We start from the raw sequence: 15,376 nt of genomic DNA, 5'->3' as shown, positions 1-15,376 counted from the left end.
AGGCCTCTCCACCGGTGGACTATATTCTTTCGCCCTGTGCGATAGCCGCCGAGGGACTGTCTTCAATGATGGAAGACGGCTGCCTGCTGCCGGCCAGGCGCTTGTTCCCCCAACTTCATGAGGCGCTGTTAATTCCCGGTATCGTGACCGTCAGGCGTATCGTGGTCTTTCTGCCCGACGATCCGTTCTGGCTACTGCTCACCCTGCGGCAGGCGGCATTGCTGCTGAAACACAGCGCCACGCCACTGCCGATGCTGATCCTCAGCCGCAGCCCGGCAAACTGGCTGTGGCAAACGCTGTTACATCAGGTTGGTAAGCCGCGCCATCTGGCCGCCGTGCGGGCCGTCGCGTCTGATTTACCCTGCCAGCAGCTAAGGGCGCTGCTCAAGCCCGGCGCTCTGCAAGGCTATCCGTTGCTGGAGCAGCTGGCGTTTCAGGAGATGCTGGTCTGCGGTAAACCGGCCAGCGGCGTAACCAAACCGGAACTGAATACCGCGCTGGACTGGCTGCGGGGCTTTAGCATCAATCATCAGGCACAACGCCGGGGGCTTAGCCACAAAACCCTCTATACCCAGAGAAGTTCAGGACTGAAAAAGATGGTGGAACATCATCCCCATCTGGCAAGCCGTTTTCCCGGAAGCCAGACCAAAGGACAGAAAATAAGTGCGGTTGCCGCGCTCTCCGCGTTTGAGCGCGAGTTCGTCCATGCCATTCACTGCCGGCAAATTTTCCCGGTGTTTCAGCCCATCACCGATGGGCGTTTGATGTTGCAGGGCATCGAGGTGCTGTCGCGCTGGCGACGCAATGGCGATGTACTGCTGCCCGGCGAGTTTTTGCCGCAGATACGCTCGGAATATGCCTGGCTACTGCTGACCGCGTTTGTCCTCCAGGAGGCTGTGCAGAACATCAATCAGCGCCAGGGCGACTATTATTTCGCGGTCAACATCCCGTCGGTCATCGCTAAAAACGACAATATTATCCGGATGATGGAGGCGGCCCGTCAGCAGTTACTTCAACCGCAGTGGGGCGAGAGGCTGGTACTGGAATTTGCCGAAACTGTCGATCTCAGCCGTCACGGCAAAATTGGCGACAATATCACCCGCTTACAACAGCAGGGCTTCTGCATTATGCTCGACGACTGCTTTTCGCAAAGCAGCGTCATGTTCCCGGTCCGCGCCGTGCGCTTTAATGAGTACAAGCTGGACATCAGTATCGTGAACGATCTGCCGCGGGATCCACATGCCCTGGCGCTGATCAAAAGTCTGATCTATTACTGCCAGCTCTCCGGCAGCCGCTGCATTGCCGAGGGCGTCGATAGCCTGGAGAAGTTCAATATGCTGAAGGCGTTGGGGATCGACCGTTTCCAGGGCTATCTCATCTCACCGCCGGTCAATGGCGAGAATCTTGAGGATCTTATTCAGCGCTTTTCGCCGGGACGCTATCCCACCAGCATTGCCGGGTAATTCATGCCAGATGTTTATTTCATTGTTTGATTAAAAATCCCGACCGCCTGCGTCGGGATTCTCACTTTTGGCCTCACCTTTTCATCCCCAGCGCCACCTCAGGGTTCAGGCACCACGGACTCAGGCATGGCCCTGACTTTTATCGGCATGCGCGACCGCATCCGTACCTGAACATCATCCGGTTAGCTGAGAGCCACTTTGATCCCAAATGCGATCAGAAGACCACCGAGCATTTTATCGATAACCTTCTGTGCCTTTGCCAGTCCATAACGCACTGGCGCACTTTGGATAAGGACAACCAACACCGGCCACCAGATCACCGACACGGCCAGAATCACCCCGGCATACCACAGTTTTTCCGGGAAGCCAGAACGGGTACTGAGCACCTGGGTGAAGATAGAAAGGAAAAACAGCGTCGCTTTTGGGTTAAGCAGGTTACAGAGATAGCCCTGGAGAAAAGCTTTTCCTGTTGCGACCTCCTGCTGAACGATATGCGTCACGTCCATACTTTTATGACCGCGTGAGAACAGGGCCTGCAGACCAACCCATATCAGGTACGCAGCACCGGCATATTTCAGAATATCAAACAGCCATGGCGTGGTGGTAATCACAACCGCCAACCCGGCGACACAATACGACATATGGGTAGCAACGCCGCCGACAATGCCCAGCGCAGTCATCATGGCAGGCAGACGTTTATACCGCGCTGCGTTTTTGATAACCATAAAGAAGTCCGGGCCAGGAGAAAGAATGCCCAGCGTCGCAATCGCCGCAACAAATGCCATTGACCCCATGGAAGGAATAAACATATTTCACTGCCCTCTGGATAAAAAGGATTTCAGCCAACAACTATTATTCATTGAGCCTGACCGGCATACCTGAGCGCATCGCCAGCGCCTGTTTTAAAATATCTTGTTGGATGTCGTGCGCCGTCAGGGAGGACTTCAGTGAATTCGGTATCATTGAAGAGGTTGGGTGATTATCGACGCTGTCAGCCTCTGATTCTGAGAGTGCGCGGTGGACCTCAATGTAACGGTCACCCTTTGCATCCGCGCTCATTTTTATGGGCTGATTAACCAGTTCCACACGCGTACCGACAGGCACTTCGCTAAACAAGGTTTTGAGGTCATCGGCGCGCAAGCGCACGCAACCGTGGCTGACACGAAGCCCAATACCGAAGTTGGCGTTAGTGCCATGAATCGCAAATTCATTACCAATATACATGGCGAATAACCCCATGGGGTTTTCAGACCCTGCGGGAACGACAGCGGGTAAAATATCGCCATCTGCGGCAAATTCTTCTCGTTCGTTCTGAGTGGGTGTCCATGTTGGACCTACTTTTTTGCGCAGCACAGAGGTCACCCAATGTTCTGGCGTGTCGTGTCCAATCTGACCGATGCCAACCGGATATATTTCCACGCGGTTTGTGCCTTGCGGGTAGTAGTACAGCTTCATTTCGGCAGTGTTAATAATAATGCCCGTATGCTGCGTGTCGGGTAATATTGTTTGCAAGGGGATAGTTAATACCGTACCCGACTTTGGTAAATAAACATCAACGCCAGGGTTTGCATCTAGCATATTACTCATCCCAACATGGTATTTTGCTGCATACGTTTCCAGAGGGAATTTATTTCCTTGTGGAATCTGCATATATTCTGTACGCCCTACCAAATTCCCACCATCGTTAGTCAGTGTAAAAGTCACGGCCTGAGCTGCCGGAATACTGCATGCAATGGTTAAAATTGCTGCTAACTTATTAATATTCATTAAGAAGAATTGTATGATGAATTTATCAGAAAAATGAGTCTACTCACCTGTATCACTGCACGCCATTACTTTTATCGCCTATTCCCGCGGCCAGTCCGACAGGTCTTATAACAAAACCTGTTTTTATTTTCTTATCCTGGCCGATAAACGTTATATGCACCGACTGTGTTAACAAAAGGTATATTGAAGCGCGGACCTATGGATTAGAACATATGAAAGATAACTCAATGATATTTATAGAAAGGATAAATACCTCTGTCGCTAAATGTCATTCATATGCTAATAGACTGAGATAGAACAGCTAGCGCTATAAAAAAAATATTTATGAAAATAATTAATATAGCGACCGATGGGCACCGCTAAATTTATGTAAGCAGCGGTTACAGCATTTTTATTGAGCCAGCAATACGCTGGCTGTCTACTTCAGGCCCTCGCTCATTTATGCCTGGCGCCGGGTGGCAAAGCGCACGCCTCGCCACTGTCCGAACGCACAAGATGTCGCACTTTATCCGGTGGTAAAAAAATAATAAAAGTCCCTGACGGACTTTTCACCAGGCCGGTACCACGATGCTGGCCGATATATTGGCTTTGAATGGGATAAGACTATGGGTTCACAGGTATCCGCAGCGGAAGATTCCCTGCTGCGGCACAGGTCGTTCGTCACCTTTTGGCTGGCGCGCACCTGTTCATCGTTTGGTTTTCAGATGTTTTCGGTTGCCGTCAGCTGGCAAATTTACGCCATCACCCACAGTGCGATGGCGCTCGGGATGATCGGTCTGATGCAGTTCTTACCTTCCGTCCTGCTGGCCCTGCCTGCCGGGCACCTTGCGGATCAGTTCGATCGCCGGCGGATTGTGCTGCTTGGCCAGTTCATTGAATGGCTGGCGTTACTTGGACTGGTCGCACTGACGCTACTGCACTGGGCAGACAAGACGGAGATTTGGGGACTGGTCTTTTTAATTTCAGTGGCAAAAGCGCTGGAGTGGCCGGCGATCACTTCCATGCTGCCGGCGCTGGTGCCGCCACCGATCCTGGCCCGCGCGATGGCCGCCAGTTCCGTCGGCGGGCAGGCGGCGGTGATTATCGGTCCAACGCTTGGCGGCCTGCTGTACGTGGCGGGCCCGGAAGTCGTATACGGCGTATCGGCGCTGTTCTATCTGTTCTCTATCGTGCTGGTCGGTCAGCTGCGCTATGAGCGGGCGCCGCAAACCCGCCTGCCGATGAATCTCACCAACCTGTTTGCCGGCGTGCATTTTATCCGCGAGCGAAAAGATGTCCTGGGGGTTATCTCGCTGGATCTGTTTGCCGTACTCCTCGGCGGGGCGACGGCGCTGTTACCGATCTTCGCGCAGGATATTTTGCATACCGGTCCGTGGGGGCTGGGGATGCTGCGCGGTGCACCCTCCGTCGGCGCGCTGCTGGTCGGCGTCTGGCTCAGCCGTAACAAGCTGGAGAAAAATGTAGGCCTGATCATGTTTGCTTCAGTCGCTGGTTTTGGCCTCGCGACACTGGTGTTTGCGCTGTCTAAGCAGTTGTGGCTATCCCTGCTGGCGCTGGCCGCGCTGGGCGGGTTCGATATGGTGAGCATGGTCATTCGCGGCGCGCTGGTGCAGCTGGATACCCCGGATGATATGCGCGGTCGCGTGAATGCGGTGAACGCCATCTTCATTAATACTTCGAACCAGCTTGGGGAATTTGAATCCGGCCTGCTCGCGGCGTGGATGGGGGCCGTACCGGCAGCGGCGCTTGGCGGGATTGGAACCCTGGTCGTCGTGGCAATATGGATGACCATTTTCCCGCATCTGCGCAGAAGGCAAAAACTGGAAAATGAAGGCGCGAGCTGATGACAGACACAACCCCGGTCAATACGCTGCACGTTATGCGGCACGCCGGAAACATGCTGTCGAAATAATATTATTCGACATAATCAACAAAATGAATCCGGATGCCAGATCCCACGCATCCTTTCATCAGTAAAAATTGAGCACCGGTTTAACCGGTGCTTTTATTTCAGGCGCGGATATCGTCGTATTCGCGGGTATTATCAAACTCGTGTTTGGCAAAAGGACACAGCGGGATAATTTTACGCTGCTCACCGCGCATCTTTTCCACCACTTTGGCCACCAGCTGTTTACCTACGCCCTGCCCTTTCAGGCTCTCGTCCACGTCGGTATGTTCAATAATGCTGAGATGCTCGCCGGTGGGGACAAAAACAATTTCAGCGACCTGATTTCCCGCCGCATCATTGACGTAAAACTTATTATGGCCTTCCAGTATTTCCATCATTTCCTCGCTTATTTTTGGCGATACTTCAGGGCGCCGCTTGGGCAGGTGTCAATCACGCGCACGACGGTGGCGACATCCACTTCATCCGGGATGATCCACGGCTTACGCTTTAGATTGAAGAGTTTCCCGCTACCGCGCACGCAGTTCCCCGAGTGCTGGCAGATGTCCGTGTTGAAGTAGACATCAATCTTCTCACCGGTGTAGGCCCGGTAGCCCGCTTCCAGTAGTTCCTTATCCATGACATTGCCTCAGTTGTTTTTATTGTTCAGGTGCTAAGCATAGCCCTGCCAGCGCATACGAGCTATGAGGAAATCCCAAAGCCGCCTCTCATATATGTGCTGAACTGTTTGTATTAATGCGAAATAAACGATTTTATATTCACTGCGCCCTCAGCGGCAGCGCTGACTGCGCACATAAATAGCGCATGCGAACTTTCCCATTCGCTTTTATTTCCAGGAAAGGGCGATTAAACTCACCCCACAATGGTATGCGCGCTCAGGAACTATCCTTTGAATTATCGAGTGAAGCTGGCACGTCCGGCGCTATTATTCACGTTTCTCTTTCTCTCTGGTTGTTCATTATCACCAGCGATTCCGGTATTAGGTGCCGCATTTCCTGGCTGGTTTTTCTGTTTATTGGGCGGCGTGTTGTTACTCATTCCCTGCCATATCCTGATCGTCCGTAAAGGCTGGCAATCGCGATTTTCTCCGCTGGTATTCAGCTACCTGGCTCTGATGTTCCTGTTCGCCACGATCCTGTGGTTCCTTTTCTTTGTTTACTAAGCCCCTATGACAAACTCCAGCCCAAGCGTATTACGGAAAAAGTGGCCCCTGCTGGCTCTCGTCCTCGCCGCAATCGTGGCGCTTATCTTGGTTATCTGGCAGCTTCAGACCGCGCCGGAAACCAACGATGCCTACGTCTACACCGACACCATCGACGTGGTGCCGGAAGTGAGCGGCCGGATTGTGGAGATGCCTGTCCGTGACAACCAGCGGGTGAAAAAAGGCGATCTGCTGTTCCGTCTCGATCCGCGGCCTTATCAGGCGATGCTCGATGATGCCCGAGCGAGGTTAACCACGCTGGATGCGCAAATCATGCTTACCCGACGCACGATTAAAGCCCAGGAGTACAACGCTCAGTCGGTCACCGCCGCCGTAGAGCGCGCGAAAGCGCTGGTTAAACAGACGACATCATCACGCACGCGTCTTGAACCTCTGGTCCCGCAGGGCTTTGCTTCACAAGAAGATCTTGATCAGGCACGGACCGCCGAAAAAGCCGCCCGCGCCGAACTGGAGGCCACTCTTTTGCAGGCCAAACAAGCCTCTGCTGCCGTTACCGGCGTTGACGCAATGGTTGCCCAGCGGGCGGGGATTCTGGCGCAGATCGCGCTGGCGGAACTGCACCTTGAATTTACCGAAGTTCGGGCGCCATTCAACGGCGTGGTGGTGGCGCTGAAAACCACCGTCGGCCAGTACGCCTCGGCGTTAAAACCGGTATTTACCTTAATGGACGACGATCGCTGGTACGTGATTGCCAACTTCCGTGAAACCGATCTTAAAAACGTGCGCCCCGGCGTTCCGGCCAGGGTCACCATCATGACCAACCATGATAAATCGTTTGCCGGCGTGGTCGATTCCGTCGGTTCCGGCGTTCTACCCGAAGGCGGAAGCGTGATTGAAGGCCTGCCGATTATTCAGAAGAGCATCAACTGGGTCCACGTTTCTCAGCGTTTCCCGGTGAAGATCGCCGTGAAAGATCCTGACCCTGAACTCTTCCGCATGGGCGCCTCCGCCAGCGCCGTTCTTCAGCCTCAGTAAGGGGGCGATATGCAGAACGTCTGGTCATTTCTGAACCGGGAACTCCGCGACGTGCCGGGGAGGGCAAACTACACGCTGCGTCTGACCCTCAGCTGTGCGGTGCTGATCGCCCTGTTTATGACCCTGCAGATCCCTTTTTTAGCCGTGGCGCTCATCGTGGTGTTTTACGTCAGCCAGCCCAACGTGCTGATGATAAAGCTGGTGAGCGTGGTCTTTTTCCTCACCGTTAGCGTGGCGCTGGGCTGCGTGCTGCTGATTATCAAATGGACCTATGATTACCCGCTGATCCGCCTGGTGGCCTCGGTGCTGCTGTTTTTCGGCGCGATCTACCTGATGCGGGTGCTGGGCAAGCTGGGGCTGGCCTTTTTCGTGGTTGCCCTGGTGGTTATCTACGCGCAGACCTTCCCCTCAATGACCAGCCAAAGTGAGATTCTGGTGCGCCTGCTGCTGTGGCTGTGGGTCGTCATCAATCTGGCTATCGTGGTTACGCTGCTGATCAACGCCTGCTTTCAGCAGGCCTTTCCCGGCTATCAGTTCAAGGCACGAACGACAGTCTTGCTGCGTCAGGTGGCAACGCTTCTCGCCGCGCCGGGCGTCAACGCTCCGCCGACATTTAAAGATATTGCCGAACAGTTCGCCCAGCTACAGTCCCTGTATCAGCAGGCCACCCGCTCCAGCCCCGAGATGGCCGATAGCCCGCAGGCATGGCAATCCCTGATGGCCGCCACGCTGCACTGCTACCACCTGGCCGCGCTGCTTCAGCCGGAAGATACCCCTTCAGCCGGGCGCCAGCAGCTTGCCACCGCGATCTCGACGCTGGCGCAAAATCTGGACGTCAATACGCTCCCGGCAAACCTGCCGGACTTCACGGCACGGGATACGGCAAACCACGCGATTTTGCAGGAGATGGCCGTCACGCTAGGCCAGCTGGCGCGCGGCGAGCCGGTACCGCTACCGGCGGGAGAAGTGGAGAAAGCCCCCCTGCTGCTGCCTGATGCCTGGTCGAACCCGGCGTATCTGCACTTCGCGCTGAAAACGCTGCTGGCAACGCTGCTGTGCTACGTTTTTTATACCGCCACCGACTGGCAGGGTATCCACACGATTATGCTCAGCTGCGTGATTGTCGCCCAACCGGGGCTTGGGGCCACGCTGCAAAAAACCTGGCTTCGCATCGGCGGCGCCCTGCTTGCCACCCTGCTGGCGCTACTGATGATCGTGTATGTTCAGCCACATACCGAATCGCTGGTCGGTCTGCTGGCGATGACCCTGCCGGTGATGGCGCTGTCGGCCTGGATAGCGGCGGGATCGGAGCGTATTGCCTACGCCGGAATTCAGATAGGTTTTACGTTCTCGCTGGCGTTTCTCAGCTGGTTTGGCCCACTGACCAATTTGACCGAGCTGCGCGATCGCGTCATCGGTATTTTGCTCGGGGTACTGGTCTCTTCGATTGTCCATCTGTATCTGTGGCCGGATAGCGAAGCTCCGCAGCTTAAATCCCGGCTGGCTGGTCTTTACCGGCGAATTGCCGACGACCTGCGCGCCGGTCGTGATGAGGTGGAATTAGTGCCGCTGTTTCACGCCCTGAACAACGCCGAAACGCTGATGTATCGGGTGGCGGCTGAACCGCTGAAGGCCTATGCTCACCCGCATCCTGAGGCCAAAAACTGGCCGGTGAAGGCAACCTGGACCCAGGCCCTCGAAATCGTGCGCCTCAGCGAAGGCTACCGACTTTACGCCGCCCCGGGAGATGATTTTCTCCGCCGCTGCGCCGGATTGCTCCAGGCCTATGCCGATGACATCGATCAGCAAAAGGCGCCAGCGCCGTCCGGCGAGCTCCGCCCGGACCCCGATAATCCTTTTGGCCCGCCGCTGGCCACCCTGCTGACGACATTACCAACCTGGTCTTCCGCACCTTCAGAGATTCCGCGACAGGCAGAAAAGTCATGAGAAAAATGGACACCGCATCCCGCTTCCTGCGCTACTCACCGCTCGCCTTCGTCCTGACGCTGGTCACCGGCTGCGCGTTAATTCAGGACGATCCCGGCCAGATGAAAATCGTGAACCCGCAGCAGGCGGAGCTCGCGCAGGTGATTCACCTGGCCAACAGCGGCTGGCCGGCGGCCAGATGGTGGGAAGGCTACCACGATGCTCAGCTCAATATGCTGGTCAACCGCGCGCTGCAAAACTCCCCGACCATGCAGGCCGCCCGGCTGCGGATTGCACAATCGCAGTCCACCGTTGAGCTGGCGCAGTCAGCGATGGGCGTGCAGGCCACCGCGGTGGCAGCACAGAACCGCCTGCGGGTCACCGACAAACAGTTCACCTGGCCCTACTCTTATTCGCTGCCGGTCGATAAAAACGGCCCCTGGTACACGCTGAATACCGTCGGCGTCGGCGCGACGCTGAATATCGATCTGTGGGGTGCCGATCGCGCCCACGTTGCCGCAGCCATTGGCGAGAAAAATGCGCGCCAGGCAGAAACGGCCGGAATCGAACTGGATCTCGCCAGCAGCGTGGCGCAGCTGTACTTTGCGATGCAGGCCACCTTCCAGAAGATTGCGCTATTGAACCAGTTGGAAGAAATTGCCCGCCTCTCGGTACAGGCGCATGAACACCGCACCCAGCGCGGGGTTGAGGATAGCGTGGATATCGCCAATGCCCAGGCCGAGCTGCTGGCGGCGCAGCAGCAGGTGATTACGGCAAAAGGGACGCTGACGCAGTATCGGGAAACATTGCGTGCGCTGATCGGTGCCGATGCACACAGCATGCCGGAGATCCACCCGGTTGCGCTGCCAACGCTCCAGGAAACGCTACCCGATTCGCTCTCCTTTGAACTGCTGGCCCGCCGCCCGGATCTCCAGGCGCTGCGCGGCTATGTTACGGCGTCGCTAAGCCAGGTTGATGCGGCGAAGGCGGCCTTTTACCCACACTTTGATATCAAGGCTTTCTGGGGATACAACGCCCTGAGCGTCGGGGATCTGTTTAAATCTTCATTCCAGCAGATCAACCTGCTGCCGGGCCTGTATCTGCCTGTTTTCGACGGCGGCCGGCTGAATGCCAACCTGCAATCGGTCCGTACCGCCAGCAATATTCTGATCAAGCAGTACAACCAGGCGGTACTGGACGCCGTGCGCGATGTGGCGATCGGCTCCAGCGAGCTGAACGATCTAAACCAGCAGGTGGTGCTGCAAAAGCTGAAAGTGACGGCGGCCATGGCCACCTCCCGCAGCGCCAGCGCGCACTATCAGCGCGGGCTGGTGAGCTACTATGCATCTCAGGAGGCGCGTCGGCCCGTCATCGCGCAGCAGCTGCTACTGCTGGATATCCAGGCGCAACAGCTGAGCAGCGACATTACGCTGATTAAGGCACTAGGCGGGGATTATCGCGGCCCGGCGCTGGAGGATCTGGGGCAACAGGCGCGCTGAGAAGCTCGTGGCGGGACACAGCCTGCCAGATGTCAGCTGAATAACTGCCATTCTCGCGCCTGATTGACTGCCTGTATCCGGCCATTCACCCCCAGCTTTTCGTACAGCTGCTTGAGATGCCATTTCACCGTTTCCGCCGTAATCCCTAAGGCCCGGGCGATCTCTTTATTGGAGTAGCCCTCGGCTATCAGGCCCAGCGTTTGCTGCTCCCGCTCGGTCAGGCGAAGATTCGCCGGCGCCTGGCGGGCTGTGGCGGGCAGGATCCCGGCTTCGCTAAATCTGACAAGGCACTGCGTCAGCTCAGCACTGAACGCCTCACCCTGGCCCCCGCGTTGTTGGATAGCCGCCAGTAATGAGGCCATATCTTCCCCGCCGTCCAGCAGGCTGCGCCATAACCTTTGCTGAAATGCGCGGCGTAGCGCGGGGATCCCTGCGGCAACCGCCCGCTCCTGCTCTCCGGCACGCCACAGCGCAACGGCCTGAATCAGCCGCAGGCGCACGGCAAACAGCCACTCGCCAACGCGCTCCTGTTCATCGGCCAGGGTACCAAGCTGCCGGGCCGCCGCCAGCGGTTTTCCGCAGGCCATCAACATCCGGCTCTGGCTTAAGGTCAAACAGGCGCTAACAATATCATTGTTCCCCGCCTCCGCCCTGAGGGCCAGCTGCTGCAGGCGCAGAAGCAAATCGTTGGCCGCCGCGCGATCGCCCGCCTGAAGCGCATTGAAAATACGCTCAGCCAGCAGCGGCGCCTGCGCCCGCAGCCATCCACGCTGAACCGCCAGACCTTCGGCATGCAGCAGCAACGATGCCATTTCGTCCGTCTGACCGTTGAAGCGCGCCAGCCTCGCCAGCACGATGTAGCAGCGGCTAAAACCATCTGGCGGGCAGAAGTCATCGATCATCTCCAGGCGGAGCATCAGCAAAGTGGTAATGGGCTGCACTTCTCCCTGTTCCCAGGCTATTTCGGCAAGGATCGGCGCCAGCGTTGCACCGCTGCTGGAATGGGGGCCGGTTTGCCGTTCGGCATACTGTAGCGCCCGTGCCGCCTGCCGCTGCGCTTCGGCCAGGTTGCCCTGGCGCAGATACCCCTGGGCCATGACAAACGCCCGGTACACCTCCACAAACAGATTGCGGTTCGCCACCCGCGCGCCCGATACCCGTTGCTGGACGTCCAGCGCCTGCTGCGGCCGGGCGTTCGCCAGATGGCAGTAGCTGAGAATATTGCACACCAGGCCATCCACCCAGATATCACCGCAGGGCACGTCATGCAGCAGCGGTTCGACTATCGCAATACTCTGCGTAATATTGTCAGCAAAGGCTTCACAGATAGCCCGAACGACGCGGATCTTGATCCATGAACTGTGGGCTATCTCGCTGCGGTTAGCGACCGCCAGCGACTCAATGGCGTCCAGCAGCTGGCGGGCGTCGTGAAAGCGAAAGCGGTGCGCTAACGCCCACGCGAGGTTGGTTTGCAGCTCGATTCGCGAAGGGTCCAGATTGGCCGGTAGGTAGCGGATCCAGCGCACCATGGTCTCAATATCGCCCTCCTCCGCCAGCGATTGCGCGCCGGCCTGAGCATGCCCGGTCCCCGCTTTTCCAGCGGCCAGGGCATGGCGAATCGCCTCCGCCCATAGCTGCTGCCCGGCAAACCAGTTACTGGCCTGTTCATGCAGTTCGCGGATATCCACCTCCGCACTATGGCGCAGGCGGTGCAGCAGCGCTTCGCGCATCAGGGGGTGGTAGCGGAACCAGAACCCGTCCGCATCCAGCGCGGACAGAAACAGATTGTGCTGCGCTATCCACGCCAGCATCGCTTCCCCGTTGCGTTGCCCGGTCACGGCGTCACACAGCGACGGGTGCAGGCGGGTGAGCATGGAGGTTCGCAGAAGAAAGGCCAACACCTCGGCGGGCAGTGGCGCAAAGATAACCTCTTCCAGATAGCGAGACAGAGCACGAGAGGCGGTATTTAGCTTGCCGTCTGTCGGGCAGGCGCTGGGGCTACCGCTTGCTAAAGCGGCCATTTTCATTCCGGCCACCCACCCCTCCGTGCGGGCAATCAGGCGCGGAATATCCTGCGGGCCCGGAGCCGGTGAAATCGACGTTGAAAAATAGGTTCTGGCTTCGGCGGGGTTAAAACGCAGCGCGATATCATCAATTTCCACCAGCCGATCCTGCATTTGCAGGCGACTCAGCGCGAAGGGCGGCTGGCAGCGGCTGGCAATCATCAGATGCAGAGACGGCGGAGCGTGGCTCAGCAACCAGTTCAGGCCATCATGAATATCCGGGTGGGCGATATTCTGGTAGTCATCGAGAATCAGATACAGCGGCGCCGGGCAGCGGTGCAGGTGGTTGACGAGCCCGGCAAGAAACAGGCGGAAATCGTCCCCGGGCTCGTTCTCCGCCGGAGCATTCACCGCTTGCCAGAGCGGCCGCAGCGCCTCGTGCAGGTAGCGCATAAACAGGAAGGGCGTGCTGTCATCTTCGTCAATGCTCAGCCAGGCGAGCGTATCACCCTGCTGTTGCCGATGCTGGTACCACTGGGCCAGCAGCGTAGTTTTACCGGACCCGGCGGGAGCGCATACCAGCGTAAGGGTGCTGGTGAGAGCAGCATCCAGCCGCTGAATCAGACGCTCGCGGGGCTGCAACGTTCCTGGAGAACGCGGCGGCGTAAAGCGCGTCGCGATCAGCGGCAAGGTGCGCGCAAGGCGGAACGGTTCTTGATGAACAAACCCGCTCAATGCGTCTTCCGTCGTGGGTAACAATTCCATAGCGCCATGACCTCTTCATCCCGTGCATAGGCCATTATCCCCCCCAACCGGGGGGTAGGCCACGTTTATCCATACCTATAAAGTAGTTTTATCCTCTGCCACCGATGGGCGGTACGTCAGGTCAGCCCTCTCGCGCTGCGAGCCTTCCCCCATCAGGCATTCATCGTCTCTTAATCAGTACAAGGTGAGTACAGAAATGGCTATCGAAAATAAAGTTGCTTTAGTGACCGGCGCCGGTCAGGGCATTGGCCGCGGTATTGCTTTACGTCTGGCCAAAGAGGGTGCGTCGCTGATGCTTGTCGACGTGAACCCGGAAGGGATTGCGGCGGTTGCCGCCGAGGTTGAGGCCCTGGGTCGCAAGGCCGCGACTTTCGTGGCGAACATTGCCGAGCGCGACCAGGTGTATGCCGCCGTTGACCAGGCAGAAAAGGTGCTGGGCGGCTTTGATATTATCGTCAACAACGCGGGGATTGCTCAGGTACAGGCCATCGCCGACGTGACGCCTGAAGAGGTCGATCGCATCATGCGCATCAACGTTCAGGGCACGCTCTGGGGTATTCAGGCCGCGGCTAAAAAATTCATCGACCGCAAGCAGAACGGCAAAATTATCAACGCCTGCTCGATTGCCGGGCACGACGGTTTCGCTCTGCTGGGGATCTATTCCGCTACCAAATTTGCCGTTCGTGCCCTGACTCAGGCGGCGGCGAAAGAGTACGCCAGCCGCGGGATCACCGTTAACGCTTACTGCCCGGGGATTGTCGGCACCGGCATGTGGACCGAAATCGACAGGCGTTTCGCTGAAATTACCGGTGCGCCGGTCGGTGAGACCTATAAAAAATATGTCGAAGGGATTGCGCTTGGCCGCGCGGAAACGCCTGATGATGTGGCAAGCCTGGTCTCGTATCTGGCCGGCCCGGATTCCGACTACATTACCGGTCAGTCGATCCTGATCGATGGCGGGATCGTTTACCGTTAATACCCGATGCGGGCCGTCGCAAACCGGCGGCCCATTCTGCATAGCGCCTTCTGACTCTTCTGCTGTGTCTCCTGCTGCTGCCCTGCACTGAGATTATCTGCCCTCCCCGCTTATTGGTCCTCTTATATATGACCGGTAAATAGTGCTGGACTTAAATTTATGCCGATCATAAAATTTTACTCAGTATAAATTATTATCTCAAGCAATACGGAGTCAACAGATGGCAACCCGGCACCGCGCAGAAGGCCTGCGGGAGCAAAAGAAACGCCTTACGCGCCAGCAGCTTTCCACTACCGCAACCGAACTTTTTATCAAGCACGGTTTTGATAACGTCACCATTAACGATATTGCCGCTGCCGCGAAGGTGTCGAAAATGACCGTGTTTAACTACTTCCCGCGCAAAGAGGAGCTCTACTTCGATCGCATCGATGAGATTCACCAGCTCCTGCAATGCGCGCTCGACGATCATCCGACGCTGGCGCCGGTTGCCGTCCTCAGGCGCCTGGCTCAGGATTTGCTGGCGCAGGAGCATCCGCTGGTCAGAATGGATCAGCGGGTTGCTGGCTTCTGGCAGGGGGTGGTCGAAAGCCCCTCGCTGCACGCGTATGCGCTTGAACAATTTTCGCTCCTGACCCAGGCGTTGGGCAAAATGCTTGCTTCGCACGTCCGGGCGCCAGAGAACGATCCCGTAGCCAGCCTGATTGCCAGCATCGTCCTGAACAGCTGGCATATTGCCTTTGCTGAGGCGCTACGCCTGGAGCAAACGCACCCTGCCGCCGCCGTACGACAGCGCTTTCTGGCCCTGCTCGAATGCGGATTTCGCGCGGCGGAAGCTGCCGCTCAAGGGACTCCCTATGTATAAGCCATCCCCTGC

At 57.2% G+C, this 15,376-nt stretch carries 13 protein-coding genes; 8 read left to right on the top strand and 5 right to left on the bottom strand.

Features of this window, described 5'->3' with window-relative positions; genetic code table 11:
* Positions 1–14 precede the first annotated feature (14 nt).
* On the top strand, positions 15–1,463 hold the full coding sequence (locus ACMYSK_RS23905) for an EAL domain-containing protein (RefSeq protein WP_434644322.1): 1,449 nt from the start codon (positions 15–17) through the stop codon (positions 1,461–1,463).
* Between the two features lie 182 nt (positions 1,464–1,645).
* Here ACMYSK_RS23905 and ACMYSK_RS23900 read toward each other — a convergent pair whose 3' ends face one another.
* Both ACMYSK_RS23900 and ACMYSK_RS23895 read right to left on the bottom strand, forming a co-directional pair.
* A complete protein-coding gene (locus ACMYSK_RS23900; RefSeq protein ID WP_434638919.1) occupies positions 1,646–2,272 on the bottom strand; it encodes a LysE family transporter in 627 nt (208 codons plus the stop codon).
* 43 nt (positions 2,273–2,315) lie between these two features.
* On the bottom strand, positions 2,316–3,230 hold the full coding sequence (locus tag ACMYSK_RS23895) for a L,D-transpeptidase family protein (RefSeq protein WP_434638917.1): 915 nt from the start codon (positions 3,228–3,230) through the stop codon (positions 2,316–2,318).
* Positions 3,231–3,835: 605 nt separating this feature from the next.
* On the opposite strand from ACMYSK_RS23895, the gene ACMYSK_RS23890 reads away from it, so the two are divergent.
* Positions 3,836–5,074: an MFS transporter gene (locus ACMYSK_RS23890; RefSeq protein ID WP_434638916.1), complete on the top strand. Its 1,239-nt coding sequence runs from the start codon at positions 3,836–3,838 to the stop codon at positions 5,072–5,074.
* Positions 5,075–5,240: 166 nt separating this feature from the next.
* Here ACMYSK_RS23890 and ACMYSK_RS23885 read toward each other — a convergent pair whose 3' ends face one another.
* On the bottom strand, positions 5,241–5,513 hold the full coding sequence (locus ACMYSK_RS23885; RefSeq protein WP_004867312.1) for a GNAT family N-acetyltransferase: 273 nt from the start codon (positions 5,511–5,513) through the stop codon (positions 5,241–5,243).
* An 11-nt stretch (positions 5,514–5,524) separates the two neighbouring features.
* On the bottom strand, positions 5,525–5,755 hold the full coding sequence (gene yjdI / locus ACMYSK_RS23880; RefSeq protein ID WP_434638914.1) for a 4Fe-4S mono-cluster protein YjdI: 231 nt from the start codon (positions 5,753–5,755) through the stop codon (positions 5,525–5,527).
* 270 nt (positions 5,756–6,025) lie between these two features.
* Here yjdI and ACMYSK_RS23875 point away from each other — a divergent pair, with 270 nt between their 5' ends.
* The 4 genes from ACMYSK_RS23875 to ACMYSK_RS23860 are packed head-to-tail and all read left to right on the top strand — an operon-like array spanning position 6,026 to position 10,758.
* Positions 6,026–6,298 (top strand): YtcA family lipoprotein, encoded by a 273-nt coding sequence (locus tag ACMYSK_RS23875; protein ID WP_434638912.1) that lies wholly within the window; start codon positions 6,026–6,028, stop codon positions 6,296–6,298.
* Positions 6,299–6,304: 6 nt separating this feature from the next.
* Positions 6,305–7,333, top strand: a complete 1,029-nt coding sequence (gene mdtN, locus ACMYSK_RS23870; RefSeq protein ID WP_434638911.1) for a multidrug transporter subunit MdtN — start codon at positions 6,305–6,307, stop codon at positions 7,331–7,333.
* A 9-nt stretch (positions 7,334–7,342) separates the two neighbouring features.
* A complete protein-coding gene (locus ACMYSK_RS23865; RefSeq protein WP_434638910.1) occupies positions 7,343–9,280 on the top strand; it encodes an FUSC family protein in 1,938 nt (645 codons plus the stop codon).
* 5 nt (positions 9,281–9,285) lie between these two features.
* On the top strand, positions 9,286–10,758 hold the full coding sequence (locus ACMYSK_RS23860; protein WP_434644318.1) for an MdtP family multidrug efflux transporter outer membrane subunit: 1,473 nt from the start codon (positions 9,286–9,288) through the stop codon (positions 10,756–10,758).
* A 32-nt stretch (positions 10,759–10,790) separates the two neighbouring features.
* Here the strand turns inward: ACMYSK_RS23860 and ACMYSK_RS23855 are convergent, their stop codons facing one another.
* On the bottom strand, positions 10,791–13,526 hold the full coding sequence (locus ACMYSK_RS23855) for a LuxR C-terminal-related transcriptional regulator (protein ID WP_434638909.1): 2,736 nt from the start codon (positions 13,524–13,526) through the stop codon (positions 10,791–10,793).
* Between the two features lie 196 nt (positions 13,527–13,722).
* Here ACMYSK_RS23855 and ACMYSK_RS23850 point away from each other — a divergent pair, with 196 nt between their 5' ends.
* Both ACMYSK_RS23850 and ACMYSK_RS23845 read left to right on the top strand, forming a co-directional pair.
* Positions 13,723–14,502, top strand: coding sequence for an acetoin reductase (locus ACMYSK_RS23850; RefSeq protein WP_434638907.1), 780 nt, complete (start codon positions 13,723–13,725; stop codon positions 14,500–14,502).
* 220 nt (positions 14,503–14,722) lie between these two features.
* Positions 14,723–15,364 carry a TetR/AcrR family transcriptional regulator gene (locus ACMYSK_RS23845; protein WP_434638905.1) on the top strand — a complete coding sequence of 214 codons (642 nt, stop codon included), beginning with the start codon at positions 14,723–14,725 and terminating at the stop codon, positions 15,362–15,364.
* Positions 15,365–15,376: the final 12 nt, after the last annotated feature.

The organism is Klebsiella sp. I138 (assembly GCF_051131765.1).
In the GTDB taxonomy this organism is placed as follows: Bacteria; Pseudomonadota; Gammaproteobacteria; order Enterobacterales; family Enterobacteriaceae; genus Klebsiella.
This window is presented reverse-complemented; position numbering and strand designations above follow the sequence as displayed.